26 protein-coding genes are annotated in these 17,490 nt (G+C 31.6%); 24 read left to right on the top strand and 2 right to left on the bottom strand.

What is annotated here, in order from left to right; translation table 11 throughout:
- Positions 1–119 precede the first annotated feature (119 nt).
- From AWT65_RS01145 to AWT65_RS06930, 10 genes are all read left to right on the top strand, one after another.
- Entirely contained in the window at positions 120–722 is a 603-nt protein-coding gene (locus AWT65_RS01145) for a DUF4097 family beta strand repeat-containing protein (protein WP_066728498.1), read from the top strand.
- Positions 723–813: 91 nt separating this feature from the next.
- Entirely contained in the window at positions 814–1,080 is a 267-nt protein-coding gene (locus tag AWT65_RS01140) for a hypothetical protein (RefSeq protein ID WP_066728496.1), read from the top strand.
- A gap of 252 nt (positions 1,081–1,332) precedes the next feature.
- Complete coding sequence (locus tag AWT65_RS01135) at positions 1,333–2,136, top strand: hypothetical protein (protein WP_066728494.1); 804 nt, start codon at positions 1,333–1,335, stop codon at positions 2,134–2,136.
- Between the two features lie 4 nt (positions 2,137–2,140).
- Positions 2,141–2,851 (top strand): restriction endonuclease, encoded by a 711-nt coding sequence (locus AWT65_RS01130; RefSeq protein ID WP_066728492.1) that lies wholly within the window; start codon positions 2,141–2,143, stop codon positions 2,849–2,851.
- A 300-nt stretch (positions 2,852–3,151) separates the two neighbouring features.
- Positions 3,152–3,448 (top strand): hypothetical protein, encoded by a 297-nt coding sequence (locus AWT65_RS01125; protein WP_066728490.1) that lies wholly within the window; start codon positions 3,152–3,154, stop codon positions 3,446–3,448.
- Positions 3,449–3,565: 117 nt separating this feature from the next.
- A complete protein-coding gene (locus AWT65_RS06940; protein ID WP_232292778.1) occupies positions 3,566–3,742 on the top strand; it encodes a CD1845 family protein in 177 nt (58 codons plus the stop codon).
- 39 nt (positions 3,743–3,781) lie between these two features.
- Positions 3,782–4,405, top strand: a complete 624-nt coding sequence (locus tag AWT65_RS01115; protein WP_066728489.1) for an SAP domain-containing protein — start codon at positions 3,782–3,784, stop codon at positions 4,403–4,405.
- A gap of 461 nt (positions 4,406–4,866) precedes the next feature.
- Entirely contained in the window at positions 4,867–5,391 is a 525-nt protein-coding gene (locus AWT65_RS01110; RefSeq protein ID WP_066728487.1) for a sugar O-acetyltransferase, read from the top strand.
- A gap of 441 nt (positions 5,392–5,832) precedes the next feature.
- Complete coding sequence (locus tag AWT65_RS06935; protein WP_232292777.1) at positions 5,833–6,006, top strand: DUF1016 N-terminal domain-containing protein; 174 nt, start codon at positions 5,833–5,835, stop codon at positions 6,004–6,006.
- Positions 6,007–6,337: 331 nt separating this feature from the next.
- On the top strand, positions 6,338–6,556 hold the full coding sequence (locus AWT65_RS06930) for a PDDEXK nuclease domain-containing protein (RefSeq protein WP_232292776.1): 219 nt from the start codon (positions 6,338–6,340) through the stop codon (positions 6,554–6,556).
- A gap of 199 nt (positions 6,557–6,755) precedes the next feature.
- Here AWT65_RS06930 and AWT65_RS01100 read toward each other — a convergent pair whose 3' ends face one another.
- Complete coding sequence (locus AWT65_RS01100) at positions 6,756–7,157, bottom strand: hypothetical protein (protein ID WP_232292775.1); 402 nt, start codon at positions 7,155–7,157, stop codon at positions 6,756–6,758.
- Positions 7,158–7,621: 464 nt separating this feature from the next.
- On the opposite strand from AWT65_RS01100, the gene AWT65_RS01095 reads away from it, so the two are divergent.
- From AWT65_RS01095 to AWT65_RS06920, 5 genes are all read left to right on the top strand, one after another.
- Positions 7,622–9,100, top strand: a complete 1,479-nt coding sequence (locus tag AWT65_RS01095) for an Lsa family ABC-F type ribosomal protection protein (protein WP_066728485.1) — start codon at positions 7,622–7,624, stop codon at positions 9,098–9,100.
- Positions 9,101–9,586: 486 nt separating this feature from the next.
- On the top strand, positions 9,587–10,318 hold the full coding sequence (locus AWT65_RS01090; RefSeq protein ID WP_066728483.1) for a MerR family transcriptional regulator: 732 nt from the start codon (positions 9,587–9,589) through the stop codon (positions 10,316–10,318).
- Positions 10,293–10,514: a PLDc N-terminal domain-containing protein gene (locus AWT65_RS06860; protein ID WP_353933982.1), complete on the top strand. Its 222-nt coding sequence runs from the start codon at positions 10,293–10,295 to the stop codon at positions 10,512–10,514. The genes AWT65_RS01090 and AWT65_RS06860 overlap by 26 nt, the downstream gene beginning before the upstream one ends.
- A 365-nt stretch (positions 10,515–10,879) precedes the next feature.
- Positions 10,880–11,344, top strand: coding sequence for a DUF1016 N-terminal domain-containing protein (locus AWT65_RS06925; RefSeq protein WP_232292774.1), 465 nt, complete (start codon positions 10,880–10,882; stop codon positions 11,342–11,344).
- A 54-nt stretch (positions 11,345–11,398) separates the two neighbouring features.
- The gene (locus AWT65_RS06920; RefSeq protein ID WP_269744826.1) at positions 11,399–11,911 is read left to right on the top strand and encodes a DUF1016 domain-containing protein; all 513 of its coding nucleotides are present in this window, start codon (positions 11,399–11,401) and stop codon (positions 11,909–11,911) included.
- Between the two features lie 94 nt (positions 11,912–12,005).
- Here AWT65_RS06920 and AWT65_RS01075 read toward each other — a convergent pair whose 3' ends face one another.
- A complete protein-coding gene (locus AWT65_RS01075) occupies positions 12,006–12,512 on the bottom strand; it encodes a hypothetical protein (protein ID WP_066728479.1) in 507 nt (168 codons plus the stop codon).
- A 227-nt stretch (positions 12,513–12,739) separates the two neighbouring features.
- Between AWT65_RS01075 and AWT65_RS01070 the strand changes: the two genes are divergently transcribed.
- The 9 genes from AWT65_RS01070 to AWT65_RS01035 all read left to right on the top strand — a co-directional run bounded on the left by AWT65_RS01070 (position 12,740) and on the right by AWT65_RS01035 (position 17,436).
- Positions 12,740–13,534, top strand: coding sequence for a KilA-N domain-containing protein (locus tag AWT65_RS01070; protein ID WP_066728477.1), 795 nt, complete (start codon positions 12,740–12,742; stop codon positions 13,532–13,534).
- A gap of 82 nt (positions 13,535–13,616) precedes the next feature.
- A complete protein-coding gene (locus AWT65_RS06915) occupies positions 13,617–13,799 on the top strand; it encodes a hypothetical protein (RefSeq protein WP_066728476.1) in 183 nt (60 codons plus the stop codon).
- A 255-nt stretch (positions 13,800–14,054) separates the two neighbouring features.
- Positions 14,055–14,258, top strand: a complete 204-nt coding sequence (locus AWT65_RS06910; protein WP_066728474.1) for a hypothetical protein — start codon at positions 14,055–14,057, stop codon at positions 14,256–14,258.
- A gap of 277 nt (positions 14,259–14,535) precedes the next feature.
- Positions 14,536–14,682: a hypothetical protein gene (locus AWT65_RS06550; protein WP_198142928.1), complete on the top strand. Its 147-nt coding sequence runs from the start codon at positions 14,536–14,538 to the stop codon at positions 14,680–14,682.
- The gene (locus tag AWT65_RS06850; RefSeq protein ID WP_198142927.1) at positions 14,657–14,872 is read left to right on the top strand and encodes a hypothetical protein; all 216 of its coding nucleotides are present in this window, start codon (positions 14,657–14,659) and stop codon (positions 14,870–14,872) included. Before AWT65_RS06550 ends, AWT65_RS06850 begins: the two co-directional genes overlap by 26 nt.
- Before the next feature lie 435 nt (positions 14,873–15,307).
- Complete coding sequence (locus AWT65_RS01050) at positions 15,308–15,661, top strand: immunity protein YezG family protein (RefSeq protein ID WP_066728471.1); 354 nt, start codon at positions 15,308–15,310, stop codon at positions 15,659–15,661.
- 22 nt (positions 15,662–15,683) lie between these two features.
- Positions 15,684–16,166: an NUDIX hydrolase gene (locus AWT65_RS01045; protein ID WP_066728470.1), complete on the top strand. Its 483-nt coding sequence runs from the start codon at positions 15,684–15,686 to the stop codon at positions 16,164–16,166.
- Positions 16,167–16,343: 177 nt separating this feature from the next.
- Positions 16,344–16,850, top strand: coding sequence for a GNAT family N-acetyltransferase (locus tag AWT65_RS01040; RefSeq protein ID WP_066728469.1), 507 nt, complete (start codon positions 16,344–16,346; stop codon positions 16,848–16,850).
- Positions 16,851–16,878: 28 nt separating this feature from the next.
- A complete protein-coding gene (locus tag AWT65_RS01035) occupies positions 16,879–17,436 on the top strand; it encodes a TetR/AcrR family transcriptional regulator (protein WP_066728468.1) in 558 nt (185 codons plus the stop codon).
- Positions 17,437–17,490: the final 54 nt, after the last annotated feature.

Here is a 17,490-nt window from a genome sequence, read left to right as displayed (position 1 = left end):
TTGTAGAAGATGGCGAAGGTGGACGAAAAAAAGTCCTAAAAAATTATATAGATGTGAATGTTTGCATTGATATGGTGTGTGGAGATACAAAGGATGAATTGGGAAGGGAGAAATAAGAAATGACTAAATTAAAAGGGAAGAAGTTTATCGCAGAGACGAAAGATGTTCGTTTAACGGTGAAACGTGCTGATACCTTTGGTGTGAGCTTTGTTAACTGTGAACAAGATATATTGAGGGTTGAGGAAGCGCAAAATGTTATAAGGCTTATTCAAACTAAAAAAGTCTCAGCTTCGAATTGGCTGAGGTGGTTTATTCAGGGTATGCCTGAAATTGTTGTGAGTTTGCCACGTGATGTGGAAGTTTGTGAGGTTGAATCTGATTCTAATCAAGTGCTCATCACAGATATTGAGATTGGTAAGCTTTATGTAGAAGTGGGCAATGGCAAGGTAGAAGTTGTTAATTTGAAAGCGGATGATGTCTTTCTTAAATGTTGTAATGGGTCGGCTTCAGCAACAAACGTAGAAGTAACTCATGTTTGTACGCTTGATACATTAAATGGCATGAGTATTTTAGAAGGAACAATCACCAAGGATGCAAGCCTTGAAGTAGATTGTGAGAATGGTGTCACCGAGGTTTCAGATAAGAAGAAGGTAAACTGTAAAAACGATGGATTTGCGCATTACATGGTGCGCTGCCTTAATGGGAAAGCTATTGCAAAGTAGCAGACATATAGATCAAAAAAGAAGCAATAAAACTTGATATAAGTTGGAATTAGAGCGTATATAGACATACCAATAAAGGAGGAAGCCGTATATGCTCTATGTAAAATTTGATGATTTCGGAGATGTTAGCGTCATGGGAAATGAGAAAGACCATGGAATGTTTATTCCGATTAAGGATGGGAATGTGTATGCTGAGTGCGAACGGTGCGGTGTAGTTGAAAGGATTACCTCACCATGCAAATTCATTGCTAGCACATTTAGGTCAAGAGTGAACTTCAATGAAGGTTATGAACTTTACACCAAATGTACAGAGAAAGTTGAAAAATTAAGGAAGCATTTAAAGCCAGATGATAAATAGTCTAATTAAAAATAATAGGCTTAAAACAATTGAAATGTTATAAGACATGAAAAATCAATGGATTTTGCATAAATCTGTAATTTTTCAAATAGTCTAAAAATCTCATGTGAAGGTGTAGTCTTGATTCAGAGGATAGAAATGATGAGAATAGTTTAATAATTGACTATGCGATATCTGTCAGAGAAAAAACGATGCGTTAACAGATATCCTCTAAAATTTTCCAGTTTATATTCAAGGAGGTTAGTTATAATAATGAATTTTTTCAAAAATATTTTTCGTAAAAAGAATCAATTGAAAGATAGCATAGAAAACAATAAAAATAAGGGGATGGAGTTGATTGATTTAGTATTCTCTCTATACGATTATAGGATAAATAGAGAAAATTTAATCAATCCTAAACTTTTTAAAAATATTAGAGTTAAAGGGAAAAGCATTGAACATAAAATAGATATATACATTGAATTTGTCCAGATGAATAATTTAGAAAAAACGGTTATAAAAATAATAGATAACAAAATTGTAAAAGCTGAAGATGTATGGCAGTTCGATAACCTCTTAAAAGATTTAGGTTACTTTCCTAAAGGTGTTTTGTATTATAACGTTAAAATAGATGAAGAAGCATTGAATATTGCTAATGATAAACAAATTCAAACCATATTTTTTGATGTTATGAAAGAAACAAGAATAAATGCTTTAAAAGCTATCAGTAAATTTTTACCTGATGAAAATGTTATTGGTGATCCTTTTTGGACTTTAATGCAAATTGATGAACGAACAAAAAAAAATACGGGAAATTATTTTGTTGGAGGGAATTCTTTACCACTTTTCACATCAAAAAAACTTGCCGATGCATACTGTAAACAACAAAAGGATTACGCTGTATTTGGTATTTCACAACGTCATTTAGTATTTTTGATTTCTCTTGCAGAGAGTGGGCTTTTTCCATATAAATTAGGTCTTATTCGGCCAAGTAAACAAATCTCTTCCATAATAGACTGTAATGTAAAAATGCATAGTGTAGATTATAACGTTATTAGAGAATTATATGTGAGGTGAGTATATGGGAAAAGGTGATGATTTTGAAAAAGCAGTTGAAAATATTTGTGTACTACTTTTTAAGAAAGAGAGAATAAATTCAGAAATTCGAACGAAAGTCAAAATGGTGGGTGATGATGGTGCGACTCATGAAATAGACGTTCTTTATTCATTTGAGCATTTTGGTATATTTTATCAAGTTGGTATAGAATGTAAAAATTGGAGAAACCCAATAAATGTTAGTGAATTAAGAAATTTCGATTACAAACTGAAACATATTGGTGGAATTAATGGTGTATTTATTTCTGCAGAAAGTGAATTTCAAAATGGTGCTTGTAAGGTATCAGAGTATAATGGAATTAAATTGATAAAATATGATGATTTTGATACTTTTGCTATGTCTGAATATAATGAGTATTTAAAACCTGATTTCAATACAATAGGAGATCCTTTTTGGATGTTAATGAATACAGATGGTAAAACATCTATAGAAAAAAACAGTGTATTATCAAATAAGATTTTATTATTTTCAAGTAAAAAATTGGCTGAAGATTATAAGTATAAAAAATTCAATCATAAATATAATATTATTGTTGTTGGAGTTTCACAGGAACATTTAAAAGAAATAAAAAAGATTAATGAGTATGATAAGATTAGTGTGTATTTGATAGATTTTACTTTAGAAATTACGGAATTAAGTCGATGGGATATAGATTTATACGTACGACAGGATTAGAGAAAAGCGGGTTAAAATTTTTAAAATGGATGGGAAACTATGAAATGGATATAATTAATATAGAATATTGATATTCTTCAAAATAAAATCCGAGGTATGAGAGATAAACGAGAAAATACAATAGAATCTTATTTTTAGAAAATGTTAAAGCGAGGGTATAGCTTTATAAAATAGCCTAATTGAGATTTGCAAAGACCGAGTGTATAGAAAAGATGTAAGATAAGTAAAATTCGCATTTTCGCAAAAGTAACGATAAATTTAGAATTAACCTAAAAATCACACGTCGGGACGTTAGCACTTTTGTCCAAACTCGATGTCGATAATCATATAGACGTTGAAACTGAGCTGAATGAGCTTGATTTGACCAGTGCTGAAAGCAAGGCAACATATGCTCAAATCAAAGAATATGTTTGGAATAAATTTGAATTAAAAGTTCCGACATTATATATTGCACAAATAAAAAAGGAAATGTGGAATAGAATTACGAGAACATTACAACAAGTCAAAAAAAAGGAGAAACAAATTATTCCACAGTGTACACCTGAAAAAGAAGAAGCCATCATGGATGCTTTGAGACACTTCAAAATGATTGAATAGAAATGAATGACAGTCCATGAGATGGATAAAAATAGTTTTTCCCCAATCTGTCTTTTGTTAAGTGTCCTTACTGCATTTCTGATATTCTTACTTAGCATAGGAACGGCACTACTATATTTGCTGAAGATATTTTGTATACTTGGAGCGATAGCATCCTTTTTACAAAAAGAAGTTACCATTGGTATAGAAGCATTGATTATTGGATTCTTAGTTAGTCCATATGGAATACCGATGGTTGGAGCCGCTGTTATAGCGTTCTTGCAAGGTATAAATGAGAAAATAAAATCAGTTTAAATCAAAAACTGAAAAATTTGAAATTATTAAGGTGACCATATGAAAGAAAAAAGACATGATTTTAGAGATATAAAATCATTTGAAGAATTTAATAGATACTATTGGTATCGAGAAGAACTTTCACAAATTTGTAAGTCTCTTGGATTAGAGTATAGATGTACGAAGCAAGAATTGAACTATATTATCGAACAATATTTTAGGGGAAATAAAGTAGAAAAATTTTTGAGTATGAGTAAAGGAAATAAAAATCAGTCCGAAGTTATAACCTTGGAGACACCATTACTTAAATGCGGTTTTTCATTTAACCAAAAATTTCGAGATTATTTTTCAGCTGTAACAGGTATTACTCCTTTTAAATTTAGTGCTGATATGGCAACGGCTTGGCGAAAAATAAAAAGGGATAAAGATATAAAATTTACTATTCAAGATATGATTAAAATATATTATGGTGAGTCGGATTATGCCAAGTATGATAGTTCTGCTTGTCAATGGAATCAGTTTCTAAAAGACTTTTGTTTAGATGAATTTAGCGATTGTTATTCTAATAAGTTAAAAGTTGCAGCTATTCTCTGGAAAGAAGTTAGAAACTCGATAAATGAAAAAGTTTACTCACGGGAACTTTTAAAAAAGTATGAATATAAAGTAGAGGAATATTGTAAGTAAACAGATCCCGGTTTGTCGAGGTAATACCTTTTAGCGATAACCTTATGCTATCGTTAAAAAGCATGTGGATATGTTTCCACATACAGACAAGACTTCATGACATACTTAGTGTTCACTCGTTTCAGCTTGTCGCCTAGTGTGTCCGAAATTCTGGGTCCATCTCAATGCTCAATAATCAAGCTATTAAGCCAATCTTAAACCTTTTAACGATAGCTTTTTCTATCGTTAAAAGGTGCACCCACTATCAATAGTGTGCACTCGAAAAAGGACTGACGTACTAGGAGTTCTCTCAATCCATGTGGAGACGGTAGTATTGATGTCAAGGGCTGATTAGGTGGTGTATTTTCCTTTTTATATCTAAGCTGCGTGTCTCTTCATAATCTACGCAGAATGATATTTTATTACAAGTTGATGAATTGAAATGAGGAATTTGTATAGTTAATAAAACTGAATGGAATAGGATGATTGCTGGTAAACTCTATAATCCTTATAAAATTGGCGATTATTCTTTTGAGATAGTGCATGCGGCACAGAAGAAGTTTAATGAATCAGAATATTGGAATGATAAAAGTGCATTCGAAGAATTGAAAAAATGTTTTAAAGTTGCTCCAGAGGATATGGTTTTAACACCTTCTGTTTATTTTGATCACGGAGATAGGATCTCGTTTGGTAAGCATTTTTATGCAAACATTGATTTAACAATTCTTGATGAGAATGATGTGACCTTTGGAGATAACGTATTTATAGGTCCGCATGTAAGTATTTACACGGCTGGCCATCCGATTGACGCGAACGTGCGTAATCTAGACCTTGAATACGCTAAACCTGTAACCATAGGCAATAATGTTTGGATTGGTGGCAATGCTGTTATTAATCCTGGTGTGACGATTGGAGACGATGTGGTGGTTGCATCTGGATCGGTTGTCACAAAAGATATTCCAAGTCACGTTGTGGCAGGAGGCAATCCCTGCCGTATCATACGTTAGATATCGCAGGAAGAAAGAGATGATTGGCATATGCAATTACGGGAATATGAGCAAGATACATCAAAACAAAATGAATAATTTTAGCAAGTGCTTTAAAAAACACAACATTAAGAGTGTTATGTAATGAATTCAAACTGGCTTCCTGTGTGTTTGAATGGCACGTGTGAGGATTAAGTGTCGGCGGTATAATCAGCCTAAAAAGCACAGGTGCTAAGCATCCCAAATGATTGACTAGGCGTAAATATACAGACCATCATGCTGGCAGCTCACAGTAATATGTGAAGCTCCATTTTATGAAACAATGGATTGGAAATTACTCTTTTGTGCATTTATATATTGCCATTTACAATAAAAAAACTTCCGAAAAGTATATCAAGGTAGATAGAGGATATAAAATTTAATAAACACAATGACGATGTTTTTAATAGCATAAAAACATTGATGGATAAGGCAAGAATTGAAGTTGCAAGAGAAGTCAATAATATTTTAGTGCAAACTTACTGGGAGGTTGAACGTATCATCGTAGAAGATGAACAAGGACATTCAGAAAGAGCAGAGTATGGTAGAGAATTGCTTAAAGATTTATCTAAGAGATTAATTAAAGAGTTTGGGTGAGAATTTTCAGTATCAAATTTGCAATTTATGAGGAGATTTTTTAAAGAATATGAAATTCAACAGACAGTGTCTGTTAAATTGACCTGGTATTATTATTGTGAGCTTTTATGAGAAAGAGAGTATCAACGCAAACTGGTCAGTAAGAGAACTTAAAAGACAAATTAAAACATCACTTTTTAAAAGATTACACTTATAAGCTGGAGAGAAAAATAAAGAAAAAGTTCTAGACCTAGCCTTAAAGGGTAATGAAATAAAAAAGGCGGCTGATCTTGAAAAAGACCCTTATGTATCTGAATTTTTAGGATTGCTAGAAGCAGTTGGGCAAATCAATATGTATCTTAATTATTATAAGGCAGAAGTTAATGATGAAATGGATAATGAACCGATAGGGATAATCTTATGCACAGATAAGTACGGAGTACAAGCAGAATACGCATTAGGAAACTTATCAAATAAAATATTCGCATCAAAATATACTTTGTATATCCCAAACAGAGAAGAGCTTGAAGAACAAGTAGAAAAAGTTATAGAAAAATATAAGGGAAAATAAAATATAAATTATAAAAAGAAGTAGAGAAAAACTCTACTTATTTTTATAATTCAAAAATTCGACATATTTACCATCAAACTACCTATATAAAAATTTATCTTCCTAATAAACCGACCAGCAACGCCTGAATCACTGCCACAAATGGTATAATTAAAAACGGAGTAACTACAAAATGTTCCATGATTGCTAAATGCTTCAGCTAGTTACTGAATTCATAATCTGGATGCCCTTCTGTCCCCTGAATGACGATTTTATCCTTATATTTTCCTTGGAACAACAGATAATCCAACAAAAAGAAATCTCCTAAGTTTAATATGCTCCACTGAATATACCCCATCCAAAAAAGATTCCAAAAACCCAAAATGCCTGTATGTATAAGACTTGCCGTTAAATATATGAAACAAATCCCGCAAATTATAATTGTTAGAATTAAATTTATGTTTTTCTTTTTTTTTGTCATTTGTTCTGGCGCAGCTTTCTGAATTGCTTTTGGATAAGAATCAAAAAAGTATCTCGGGTTAATAAGCACCAAAGCTGCCACTGCACCATTAAAGATTGTGGCTATTGCAATTTCGTCCAGAATCGCTCGTATATAATCCATAAAACTATCTCCTTTTGTGACTTCTCTTCATTGTTCATTTGGCATCTGTGTACTGTGTCATTATGATTCTCCTTTTCCTAATGAATAATTATAGCATATTTTACGATGAATTAGAATTTATCAAACTCAGCTTGACCTGCCACCTTACTATCGGGAGTTTAGAATAAAAATAAAGGCATAACTACTAAAAAAAAACTCGTCATTTAGAGATGCAATTTATGTTTAATTATACAGTTTTTAAAAAATTTTGACAAAAAAATGTAGATTTTAATATACCTACAACATTTTTAATTATTTAAAACTGTCAAACTTTGGGGAAGAAAAGGAAAAGACAGAAAACAACAAGTTGATGTTTACTTTAACTTTATAGGGAACTATCAAGTGCCACAGAAAGCTGATATAGAAAAAATGGCTTAAAAATGGTATAATATTAAATAAAATAGGATTGTGATGGGGGTGTTTTTATGTCGGCAATTAAAATTGAAAACCTCACTTTCTCATATTATGGATATGTAAAACCGATATTTAAAAATGTATCGTTTTCCTTTGATACAAACTGGAAAACGGGTTTGATAGGAAGAAATGGAATTGGTAAATCAACTCTATTTAAGTTACTTTTAAATCAAGAAACTTATCAAGGTAAAATAAGCAAGGATGTTGAATTTATTAAATTTCCACCAAATATAATTGATACTTCAAAATTAGGAATTGAGTTATATAAAGAACTAATATCAGATGATGAAGAATGGAAGTTATTTAGAGAACTTAATTTGCTAAATGTAGATGAGAACCTTGTTTATAGGGAATTTAAAACTCTTTCTAAAGGGGAACAAACAAAAATCCTTTTAGCTATTTTGTTTACAAGAGAAGATGGTTTTTTACTTATTGATGAACCAACAAACCATTTAGATATGGACGGAAGAAAAATTGTAAGTGAATATCTGAAAAGTAAAAAAGGATTTTTGCTTATATCTCATGATAGAGATTTTTTAGATGGTTGTATTAATCATGTTATTTCTATTAACAGGAATTCTATTGATGTCCAATCGGGAAATTTTACATCATGGTATGAAAACAAAGTGATGAAAGACCAATTTGAAATTAGTCAAAATGAGAGATTAAGAAAAGATATTAAACGATTAAAAGAGGCTGCAAGACAAAGTCAAATTTGGTCTGATAAAATTGAAAATACTAAAAATGGTGTGAAAGTATCAGGTGTAAAACCAGACAAAGGACATATAGGTCATCAATCAGCCAAGATGATGAAAAAATCTAAGAATTTGGAGAATAGACAAAACAAGGCAATAGAAGAAAAACAGAGTTTACTAAAAGATATCGAAATAAAGGAAAGCCTATTACTGCATCCGCTAAATCATCACAAAAATCCCCTAATATCGGTTAGCGAGTTATCAGCATACTATGGAGAAAGACAGATCCTAAGTAATGTAAGTTTTGAGATAAAGCAAGGCGACATAGTGGCTATATATGGGGGTAATGGTAGCGGAAAATCAACCTTGATTAAAATTTTATTAGGTATAAATCACGAGTATACAGGTGAGATAAAATTAGCAGGTAATTTAAAAATCTCGTATATTCCTCAAGACACATCTAATTTAACAGGTAGCCTAAACGAATATATTCACAAGCAAGATGTTGATGAAACATTGTGTAAAACAATTCTAAGAAAATTAGATTTTTCAAGAGAATTATTTGAAATGGATATGAAGAACTATAGCGATGGACAAAAAAAGAAAGTTTTAATTGCTGTAAGTTTCTCAAAGCCAGCTCATATATTTGTTTGGGACGAACCACTGAATTATATAGATGTAATATCAAGAATACAGATTGAGGAAATTATAAAAGAAGCAAAGCCTACACTTATATTTGTGGAACACGATAAGCGATTTGTAGAAGATATAGCCAATAAAATCATACAATTTTAAGTAAAATCCAAATCCCAGTTTGTAGTGCCTTAGACTTTTATCATCATCATCATCAGGATAGTCTTGATACATGTGGAGACTGTAGTATTGATGTCAAGAGTAAAGGACTAAATAGTATAGAAAGGGCTTGAAATCAAGGGATTCCGAAGTACTTCCCCAGTTTGGAGGGTGATCGGGATCCCATTTTTATACCATTTGACAACAGTTCTGACTACTTGAAATATGAGGGTTGTAACTACAGAAACGTTGTCGGCAGCATTTTTTTGACGTGCTGAAAAATAATGTAGAACTTGATGTGAAAACGAAATGTATTGAAGTCAGAATCACTTAGGTAAAACTTGCAAAGGAAACTATAGTCAATAATACACTTGTTAAGATGATAGGTGTGCATTAAATTATGTAATTTATTACTTGTAACGCTGCGTAAGGTATTGATTGTGACGTTGCGTAATGTTGTAAACTGCATAATGAAAGGAGGTGAAGGCTATGTCAAAATATACGACAGGAGATATTGCAAAGATTTGTGGCGTATCTGTAAGAACAGTACAGTATTATGACTCCAGAAATATTCTCGTCCCCAGCGAATTGTCTGAAGGTGGTCGCAGACTATACTCTGAACAAGATTTAAAACGTATGAAGGTCATTTGTTTTCTTCGTGATGCAGGAATATCTATAAACAGCATTGGAGAACTGCTTGCAGAGGAAAATCCGAGCAGCGTTATTGCTGCTTTGCTGAAACGACAAGAACAGATTATCAAAGAAGAAGTCAATGAGCGCAAGACACAACTGGAGTTGATTGAAAGTATTCAACAAGAACTAAAGACCGTGGATATTTTCTCTGTTGAATCTATCGGTGACATAGCCTATGTAGTGAAACAAAAAAATAAATTGAAACAGCTTCATGCTTTTCTGCTGATTACGGGTATTCCTATCAGTATGTTACAGTGGGGATCTATTATCCTGCTAATTTCGTCAAGAATATATTGGCCATTCATTATTTGGGCTGTGTTAGCAATTCCATATGCAATCTGGGTGTCAATCTATTATTTCAAAAATGTTGCGTATATTTGCCCACAGTGTCATGAAATATTTAGACCAAAATTTAAAGAGGCATTATGGGCACGTCATACCCCAACGCTTAGAAAACTGACTTGTACTTGTTGCGGGTATCACGGTTTTTGCATAGAAGTTTATGGAGAGGAGAAGAAAGATGGATAAAATTGTAGAATATCTTCCATTATTGATTCCGCTTATCATTGCACAGTTTGTGCTACTGGGTTATACATTGTATCATATTTTGACTCATTACACATATAAGCGAGGAAATCGTACATTATGGCTGGTTATTACCATTGTACTGATGAACTTTGTCGGGCCGATTCTCTACTTTCTGTTCGGCAAGGAGAATTCGTGATGGAAATTCGTTAATAAAATTGACTTTGTTGAGGTGATAATATGGGCATTTAAGAATAAAAACTCTCGGATTGTACTTGGACTCCTACGATATTCTATTAGATAAATTCCACCCTGCAACGAGCGTCAAGACTTACTTCTTAATGTAGTATTGATGTCAAGAAAATAAGATAACAGGCTAAAAAGGTGGCTTTTAAGATTTGCTTTAAAATCTTAAAAGTCATTTTTCTTTTCGGAAATACCTTGTGGGAACAGTTTAATGATAAAAACTTGTCATTTAGGGTTGCAATTTAGAAATATTAAATTTAATAAACACAATATTTTATGATATAATTATAGTAATTAAGAGGTCAAAGAGGTGCTTGTATGAATAACAAAAATAACATAGATAGAGTCCATGACGATATTTTTAATAGCATAAAAACATTGATGGATAAGGCAAGAAATGAAGTTGCAAGAGAAGTCAATAATATTTTAGTGCAAACTTACTGGGAGGTTGGACGTATCATCGTAGAAGATGAACAAGGACATTCAGAAAGAGCAGATTATGGTAGAGAATTACTTAAAGATTTATCTAAGAGATTAACTAAAGAGTTTGGGCGAGGATTTTCAGTATCAAATTTGCAATTTATGAGGAGATTTTTTCAAGAATATGAAATTCAACAGACAGTGTCTGTTAAATTGACTTGGTCTCATTATTGTGAGCTTTTATCAATTAGCGATGAGAAAAAGCGAAGCTTCTATGAGAAAGAGAGTATCAACGCAAACTGGTCAGTAAGAGAACTTAAAAGACAAATTAAAACATCACTTTTTAAAAGATTACACTTATAAGCTGGAGAGAAAAATAAAGAAAAAGTTCTAGACCTAGCCTTAAAAGGTAATGAAATAAAAAAGGCGGCTGATCTTGTAAAAGACCCTTATGTATTTGAATTTTTAGGATTGCCAGAAGAAAAACCAATGATGGAAAGTGATTTAGAAAAAGCACTTATAGAGCATATTGAAAAATTCTTGCTAGAACTTGGCAAGGGTTTTATGTATGTAGGTAGCCAACAAAGAGTAACCCTAGGAAACACACATTATTATGTGGACATGGTATTTTATAATAAGATTTTGAGGTCTTATGTCTTAATCGAACTAAAAACAAGCAAGCTAATGCCAGAAGCAGTTGGGCAAATCAATATGTATCTTAATTATTATAAGGCAGAAGTTAATGATGAAATGGATAATGAACCGATAGGGATAATCTTGTGTACAGATAAGGACGGAGTACAAGCAGAATACGCATTAGGAAACTTATCAAATAAAATATTCGCATCAAAATATACTTTGTATATCCCAAACAGAGAAGAGCTTGAAGAACAAGTAGAAAAAGTTATAGAAAAATACAAGGGAAAATAAAATATAAATTATAAAAAGAAGTAGAGAAAAACTCTACTTATTTTTATAATTCAAAAATTTGACATATTTACCATCAAACTACCTATATAAAAATTTATCTTCCTAATAAACCAACCAGCAACGCCTGAATCACTGCCACAAATGGTATAATTAAAAACGGAGTAACTACAAAATGTTCCATGATTGCTAAATGCTTCAGCCAGTTACTGAATTCATAATCTGGATGCCCTTCTGTTCCCTGAATGACGATTTTATCCTTATATTTTCCTTGGAACAACAGACAATCCAACAAAAAGAAATCTCCTAAGTTTAATATGCTCCACTGAATATACCCCATCCAAAAAAGATTCCAAAAACCCAAAATGCCTGTATGTATAAGACTTGCCGTTGAATATATGAAACAAATCCCGCAAATTATAATTGTTAGAATTAAATTTATATTTTTTTCTTTTTTTGTCATCTGTTCTGGTGCAGCTTTCTGAATTGCTTTTGGATAAGAATCAAAAAAGTATCTCGGGTTAATAAGCACCAAAGCTGCCACTGCACCGTTAAAGATTGCGGCTATTGCAATCCCGTCCAGAATCGCTCGTATATAATCCATAAAACTATCTCCTTTTGTGACTTCTCTTTATCGTTCATTTAGCATCTGTGTACTGTGTCATTATGATTCTCCTTTTCCTAATGAATAATTATAGCATATTTTACGATGAATTAGAACTTATCAGACTTAGCTTGACCTGCCACCTTACTATCGGGAGTTTAGAAAAAAATAAAGGCATAACTACTAGAAAAAAACTCGTCATTTAGGATTGCAATTTAGGGTCTAAAATAAATGTTGAAGGTTCAGAAATCAGCATTATTGCCATAGACAATAGAGATTATATTTCTTTAACGGATATGGTTAGAGATATTGAGAACGGTTCTGCTTTGATTGAAAAGTGGCTCAGAAACAAGAATACAATAGAGTTTTTAGGTATTTGGGAAGAAATGTATAACACGAATTTTAATTCCCCCGAATTCGAGGGAATTAAAAATGAAGCAGGATTTAACCGTTTTATATTATCAGTTAAGCAATGGGTGGAAAAAACTAATTCTATCGGTATCGTTGCGAGAGCAGGAAGATATGGTGGAACGTATGCTCATAAAGATATAGCGTTTGAGTTTGCTTCTTGGGTATCGCCATACTTTAAATTATATTTAATCAAAGAATTTGAACGCCTAAAGGAAGAAGAACAAAAGAAGTTAGGGTGGGATATTAAGAGAAATTTGGCAAAAATCAATTATAGAATTCACACAGATGCCATTAAAAACAAACTTGTACCAGATAAACTTTCAAAAGAAAAAATCAATTTTATTTATGCAAGTGAAGCGGATATTCTTAATGTTTCTCTATTTGGAATAACAGCTAAGGAGTGGCGTGATGAAAATCCAGATTTAAAAGGCAATATTAGAGATTATGCGGATATATCACAGCTTGTCTGCCTTTCTAATCTTGAGAATCTTAATGCGGTATTTATAAATGAAGGCATGAGCCAAACTGAAAGATTGGAAAAATTAAATGCAATAGCTATTGAACAAATGAAGATACTATCTGAAAGTGAATCAATTAAAAAATTGAAATAGAGTAATAATATTTGGTATATAGCGAAGGTGATTAGAGTAAAATCTAACCGCCTTTTTTGTTTGAAAAAAGAAGGAGATAAAAATGCGAATCAATGATTTTCATAACATTTTGGTGCTTGTAAAACAGGATATTTTGCAAAGTGAAGCAGAATACCCGAAGCTCTTAAAGGTTGTTGGAAATAATCAAAGATACGACTTTAGAAGTCAGTTAAGTATCTATGATAGGAATTTTGAAGCTATAGCCTGTGCCAAGTTTGATTATTGAAGGGAACGCTTTTTTAACCGTACTGTTATGAGAGGTCAAAATGGTATCCCAATTTTAGAGGACTATGGCACATACAAAAAGGTGGACTATATCTTTGATATAAGTCAGACCGTTTCTAAAAATAGATATGTCAATGAGGTAAATCTTTGAAGATTTGATAAAGAAACTCATAGAGATGTATTAAAAGAAGTGAGGGCTATGAAGAATGCGAAAGCACTTTAGAAAACATTTTTTCTTTAAGCAGGCTTTACGGGGATGAAAAAAATAGATAGCCTGATGAATGAGCTTAGAATATCCGATGAAGATAGACTTTCCTTTACTAAATTTGTGAGGGACTCGATAAGCTACGCAGTAACTTCAAGATTTAAGTTAGACTATCCGATGGATAAGGAACTGTTAAAGGAAAACTTTACAATGCTTGACAGCATTTCTCTTATGAGTCTTGGAGAAACGGTGTAGGATATTATTGGTTACCAAAGAGGGCAAATTTCACTTTATAAAGTGAGGGGGATTTTGTCATCTTTCTATAAAAATCAAAATACTTTGAAGTTCGAATATTATTAAAGTTGCTTAGGTGAGATTAGTATATTTTAATTTTAGATAACTTATCAAGTAAAAAATTAACTTACTTAGGAGGGTAAAATGCAAGCAATAAAGATTTATAGTATGAGATTTGCTATGTTAATCTTGTGATATAATAAAACTGTAGAAAGATACAAAATGGGAAGGAGGTAAAATGAATATAAAAGTAAAAGTAATAAAAGCTTCAAATATAATAAAAAAAATAAGAACTGAAATACTATTGTTAATAAGGATAGAAAAAGAGAAAAACTATCAAGAAAATATACTTTTCAAGTATGCTAGAATGTGGATTTTGTGGTAAAATACTTTCAAGAAGAACTTGGCACACCAGTTCAATTTATAAAAAAGTAAATTGGCAATGTGTAAGGTCAACTAAAAAAGGCAAAAAATATTTGTCCTCATTGATAAAAATTATGTTTCCAAGCAAAAGACATCGCATGTGGAGACCTTTAATAGAAGTGTATAAATTAACGTCAAAATCAGATAGTTAAGTTGAAAGAATTATTTTATGCACAGAAGGCGTAACATGGATAGAGCAATACTGGTAACGGGAAAAGATAAGATTTCTGTCAAGCTGGATACTATTAGGCTTAACATTGAAGCAGAAGGGACTTACAAGGAATATAGCTTATTAGTTAAGAAGTCCGCTGAACACACAAATCTTCTGCGAGAGACAATTTCTTTGTTGGGTATAAATACCCGCATAATCTTTATATCCAATTGGAGAAATAAAGACGATTGATTACTCTTTGGAAGAACTTGAAATATACTTAGAACCTATGGATAGAAAAATGAGTAGAGTGGATTTTAAATGAAATTTTACTAAAAATCTTTGTACAGAAACGAGGTAGATACTCAGCAAAAAGAATAAGAATATCTTATTCAAATACGATAGTTTTATCATTATAACAGAAAGGAGTTTATCAATGAATAAAATTCATATAGAAAAAGGTAGTATACAGGAAACACTTGTTTTACCGTTGTATGCACGGAAGCTTTGCACAGAGCAGTTCCCGACACTGTATCGAGACGAATACGCTACTAAAATTTGCAAAAGTATTGACTATGACTTTTCACAGTTTAAGAGCAAGGAAAAAAGTGTCATGTACCAGTTTGGTGCACTGGAAGGAGCGATGCGTGAAAAAGATAAGTGGACTGTGTTAACGATGAATATTGAGAATAGTGGAAAAATTAAAGTTGATTTTGAAAGCGAAAATGTAGATGAAAATCTTATTGAGTATGAAAAAAATAGTAGAATATTTAAATATTGTGAGATTTAAAAGGATTTAATGGAGGAAAACTATGGAGCATAATTGTTCTATTATTGAAGATAAAAAAGCATTTAGATATAGAGCGGCAGCAATCATAGTCGAAGATGGTTGCGTGCTATTTGCAAGAAATGAAGTCGATGACTATTACTACTCAGTTGGTGGAGCAGTTCACATGGGTGAGACATCAGAAGAAGCCGTGAAGAGAGAAGTGTTTGAAGAGACAGGACTTAATTACGAGGTCGATCACCTTGCAGTAATACACGAGAACTTCTTCATTGGAACCTCTGGCTTAAAAGGAGTGGACTTCCATGAGCTTACTTTCTACTATATGATGAAACCAATAGGCAAAAGAGATTTTACGAGACAAAGCACTACAGATTCAGGTGCTAAAGAGACAATGTATTGGGTGCCTATAGATGAGCTAGATAAATGTAAGGCATATCCGACATTTATGAAGGAATATCTTAGCTCAGAGCATAGTAGCGTAGAGCATATAATTACAGAAATAAACTAAGTGATTTAATTTTAGGATATAAAAATAACCACAAATAAATCTCAGCTTATAGAGTAAACGTATTACGCCAAAACAAAAATTACAGAAGATTTTTGAATATACTGTTGTTAGTGAGTGTAATTGACACATGACATATTGTAAGCAGTGTAAAAGGGTATGATTAATAAAGGAGGACTTATGAAATTAATTAGACCAGATAAGAAATATATTCAAGGTTATATAGAAGCAAATGAAGAAGATGAAATTTTTAGACCGCATGCAGAAAGACGTTTTAATAACCCTGAGACAATTATAGAAAGTTCATATAATTTTGAACATGGTATAAATTTGCCTATAAATTATGTTAGAGCCACTACATTTTGGTTGATAGATAATGAAAAATTTATTGGTGAAATTAATATTAGGCATGAATTAAATTCTTTTTTAATTAACTATGGTGGTCACATAGGATATGAAATTAGACAATCTGAATGTATGAAGGGCTATGGAACAAAAATGCTCTCTATGGCACTTATGTATTGTAAAGAGACACTGAACCTTCATAAGGTTTTGATTACATGTGATGATGATAATATCGGATCAATAAAAGTTATAGAAAATAATGGTGGGATTTTGGAAAACAAAGTGCAAAATAGATTATCAAGAGGAAATGTTACAACAAGAAGATATTGGATTAATATATAGAAAATATTTAGAATGGAGTGTATATTGAGTGAATACTGTGATTACATCTAGAGAAAATATTCTTGAAACTTGTAAAAAAATTGTTTCAAATAAAGGATTAACTGCAATAAATATGAGGTTAGTAGCAAAAGAATGTAATATTGCACTAGGTTCCATATATTATTATTTTCCTTCAAAAGATGATCTTTTAATTGCAATAATTGAAAGTGTTTGGGAAGATATATTTAAGTGGAATGATTTTGAAAAAAAAGAACTCAATTTTTTAGAATTTGTAGAAAAACTTTTTTTGCATATAAGAATTAATGTAGATAAATATCCAAATTTTTTTATGATACATTCAATAAGTTTATCAGAAAATGGGAAAGAAAAAGGATATAGCAAAATGAATTTTTATCTTTCCAATATTAAAAAAAAGATGAAAGATATTTTGAAAAAAGATACGAATATTAGACCTAATGTTTTTAATGATAAATTTTCAAAAGAAAAATTTATTGATTTTTTAATAATGAATATATTTTCCTTATTGACACAAAAGAAATATGATTATATGATATTAATAGATTTGATAAAAAAAAGTATATATTAAATTTACTCTTCCAAATATGGAAGAGTTTTATATCAGTTTAAATTGAACATTGTT

This window comes from Sneathia sanguinegens, from assembly GCF_001517935.1.
In the GTDB taxonomy this organism is placed as follows: Bacteria; Fusobacteriota; Fusobacteriia; order Fusobacteriales; family Leptotrichiaceae; genus Sneathia; species Sneathia sanguinegens.
Note: the sequence above shows the minus strand (reverse complement) of the source record. Positions and strands in the feature narration are given on the sequence as shown.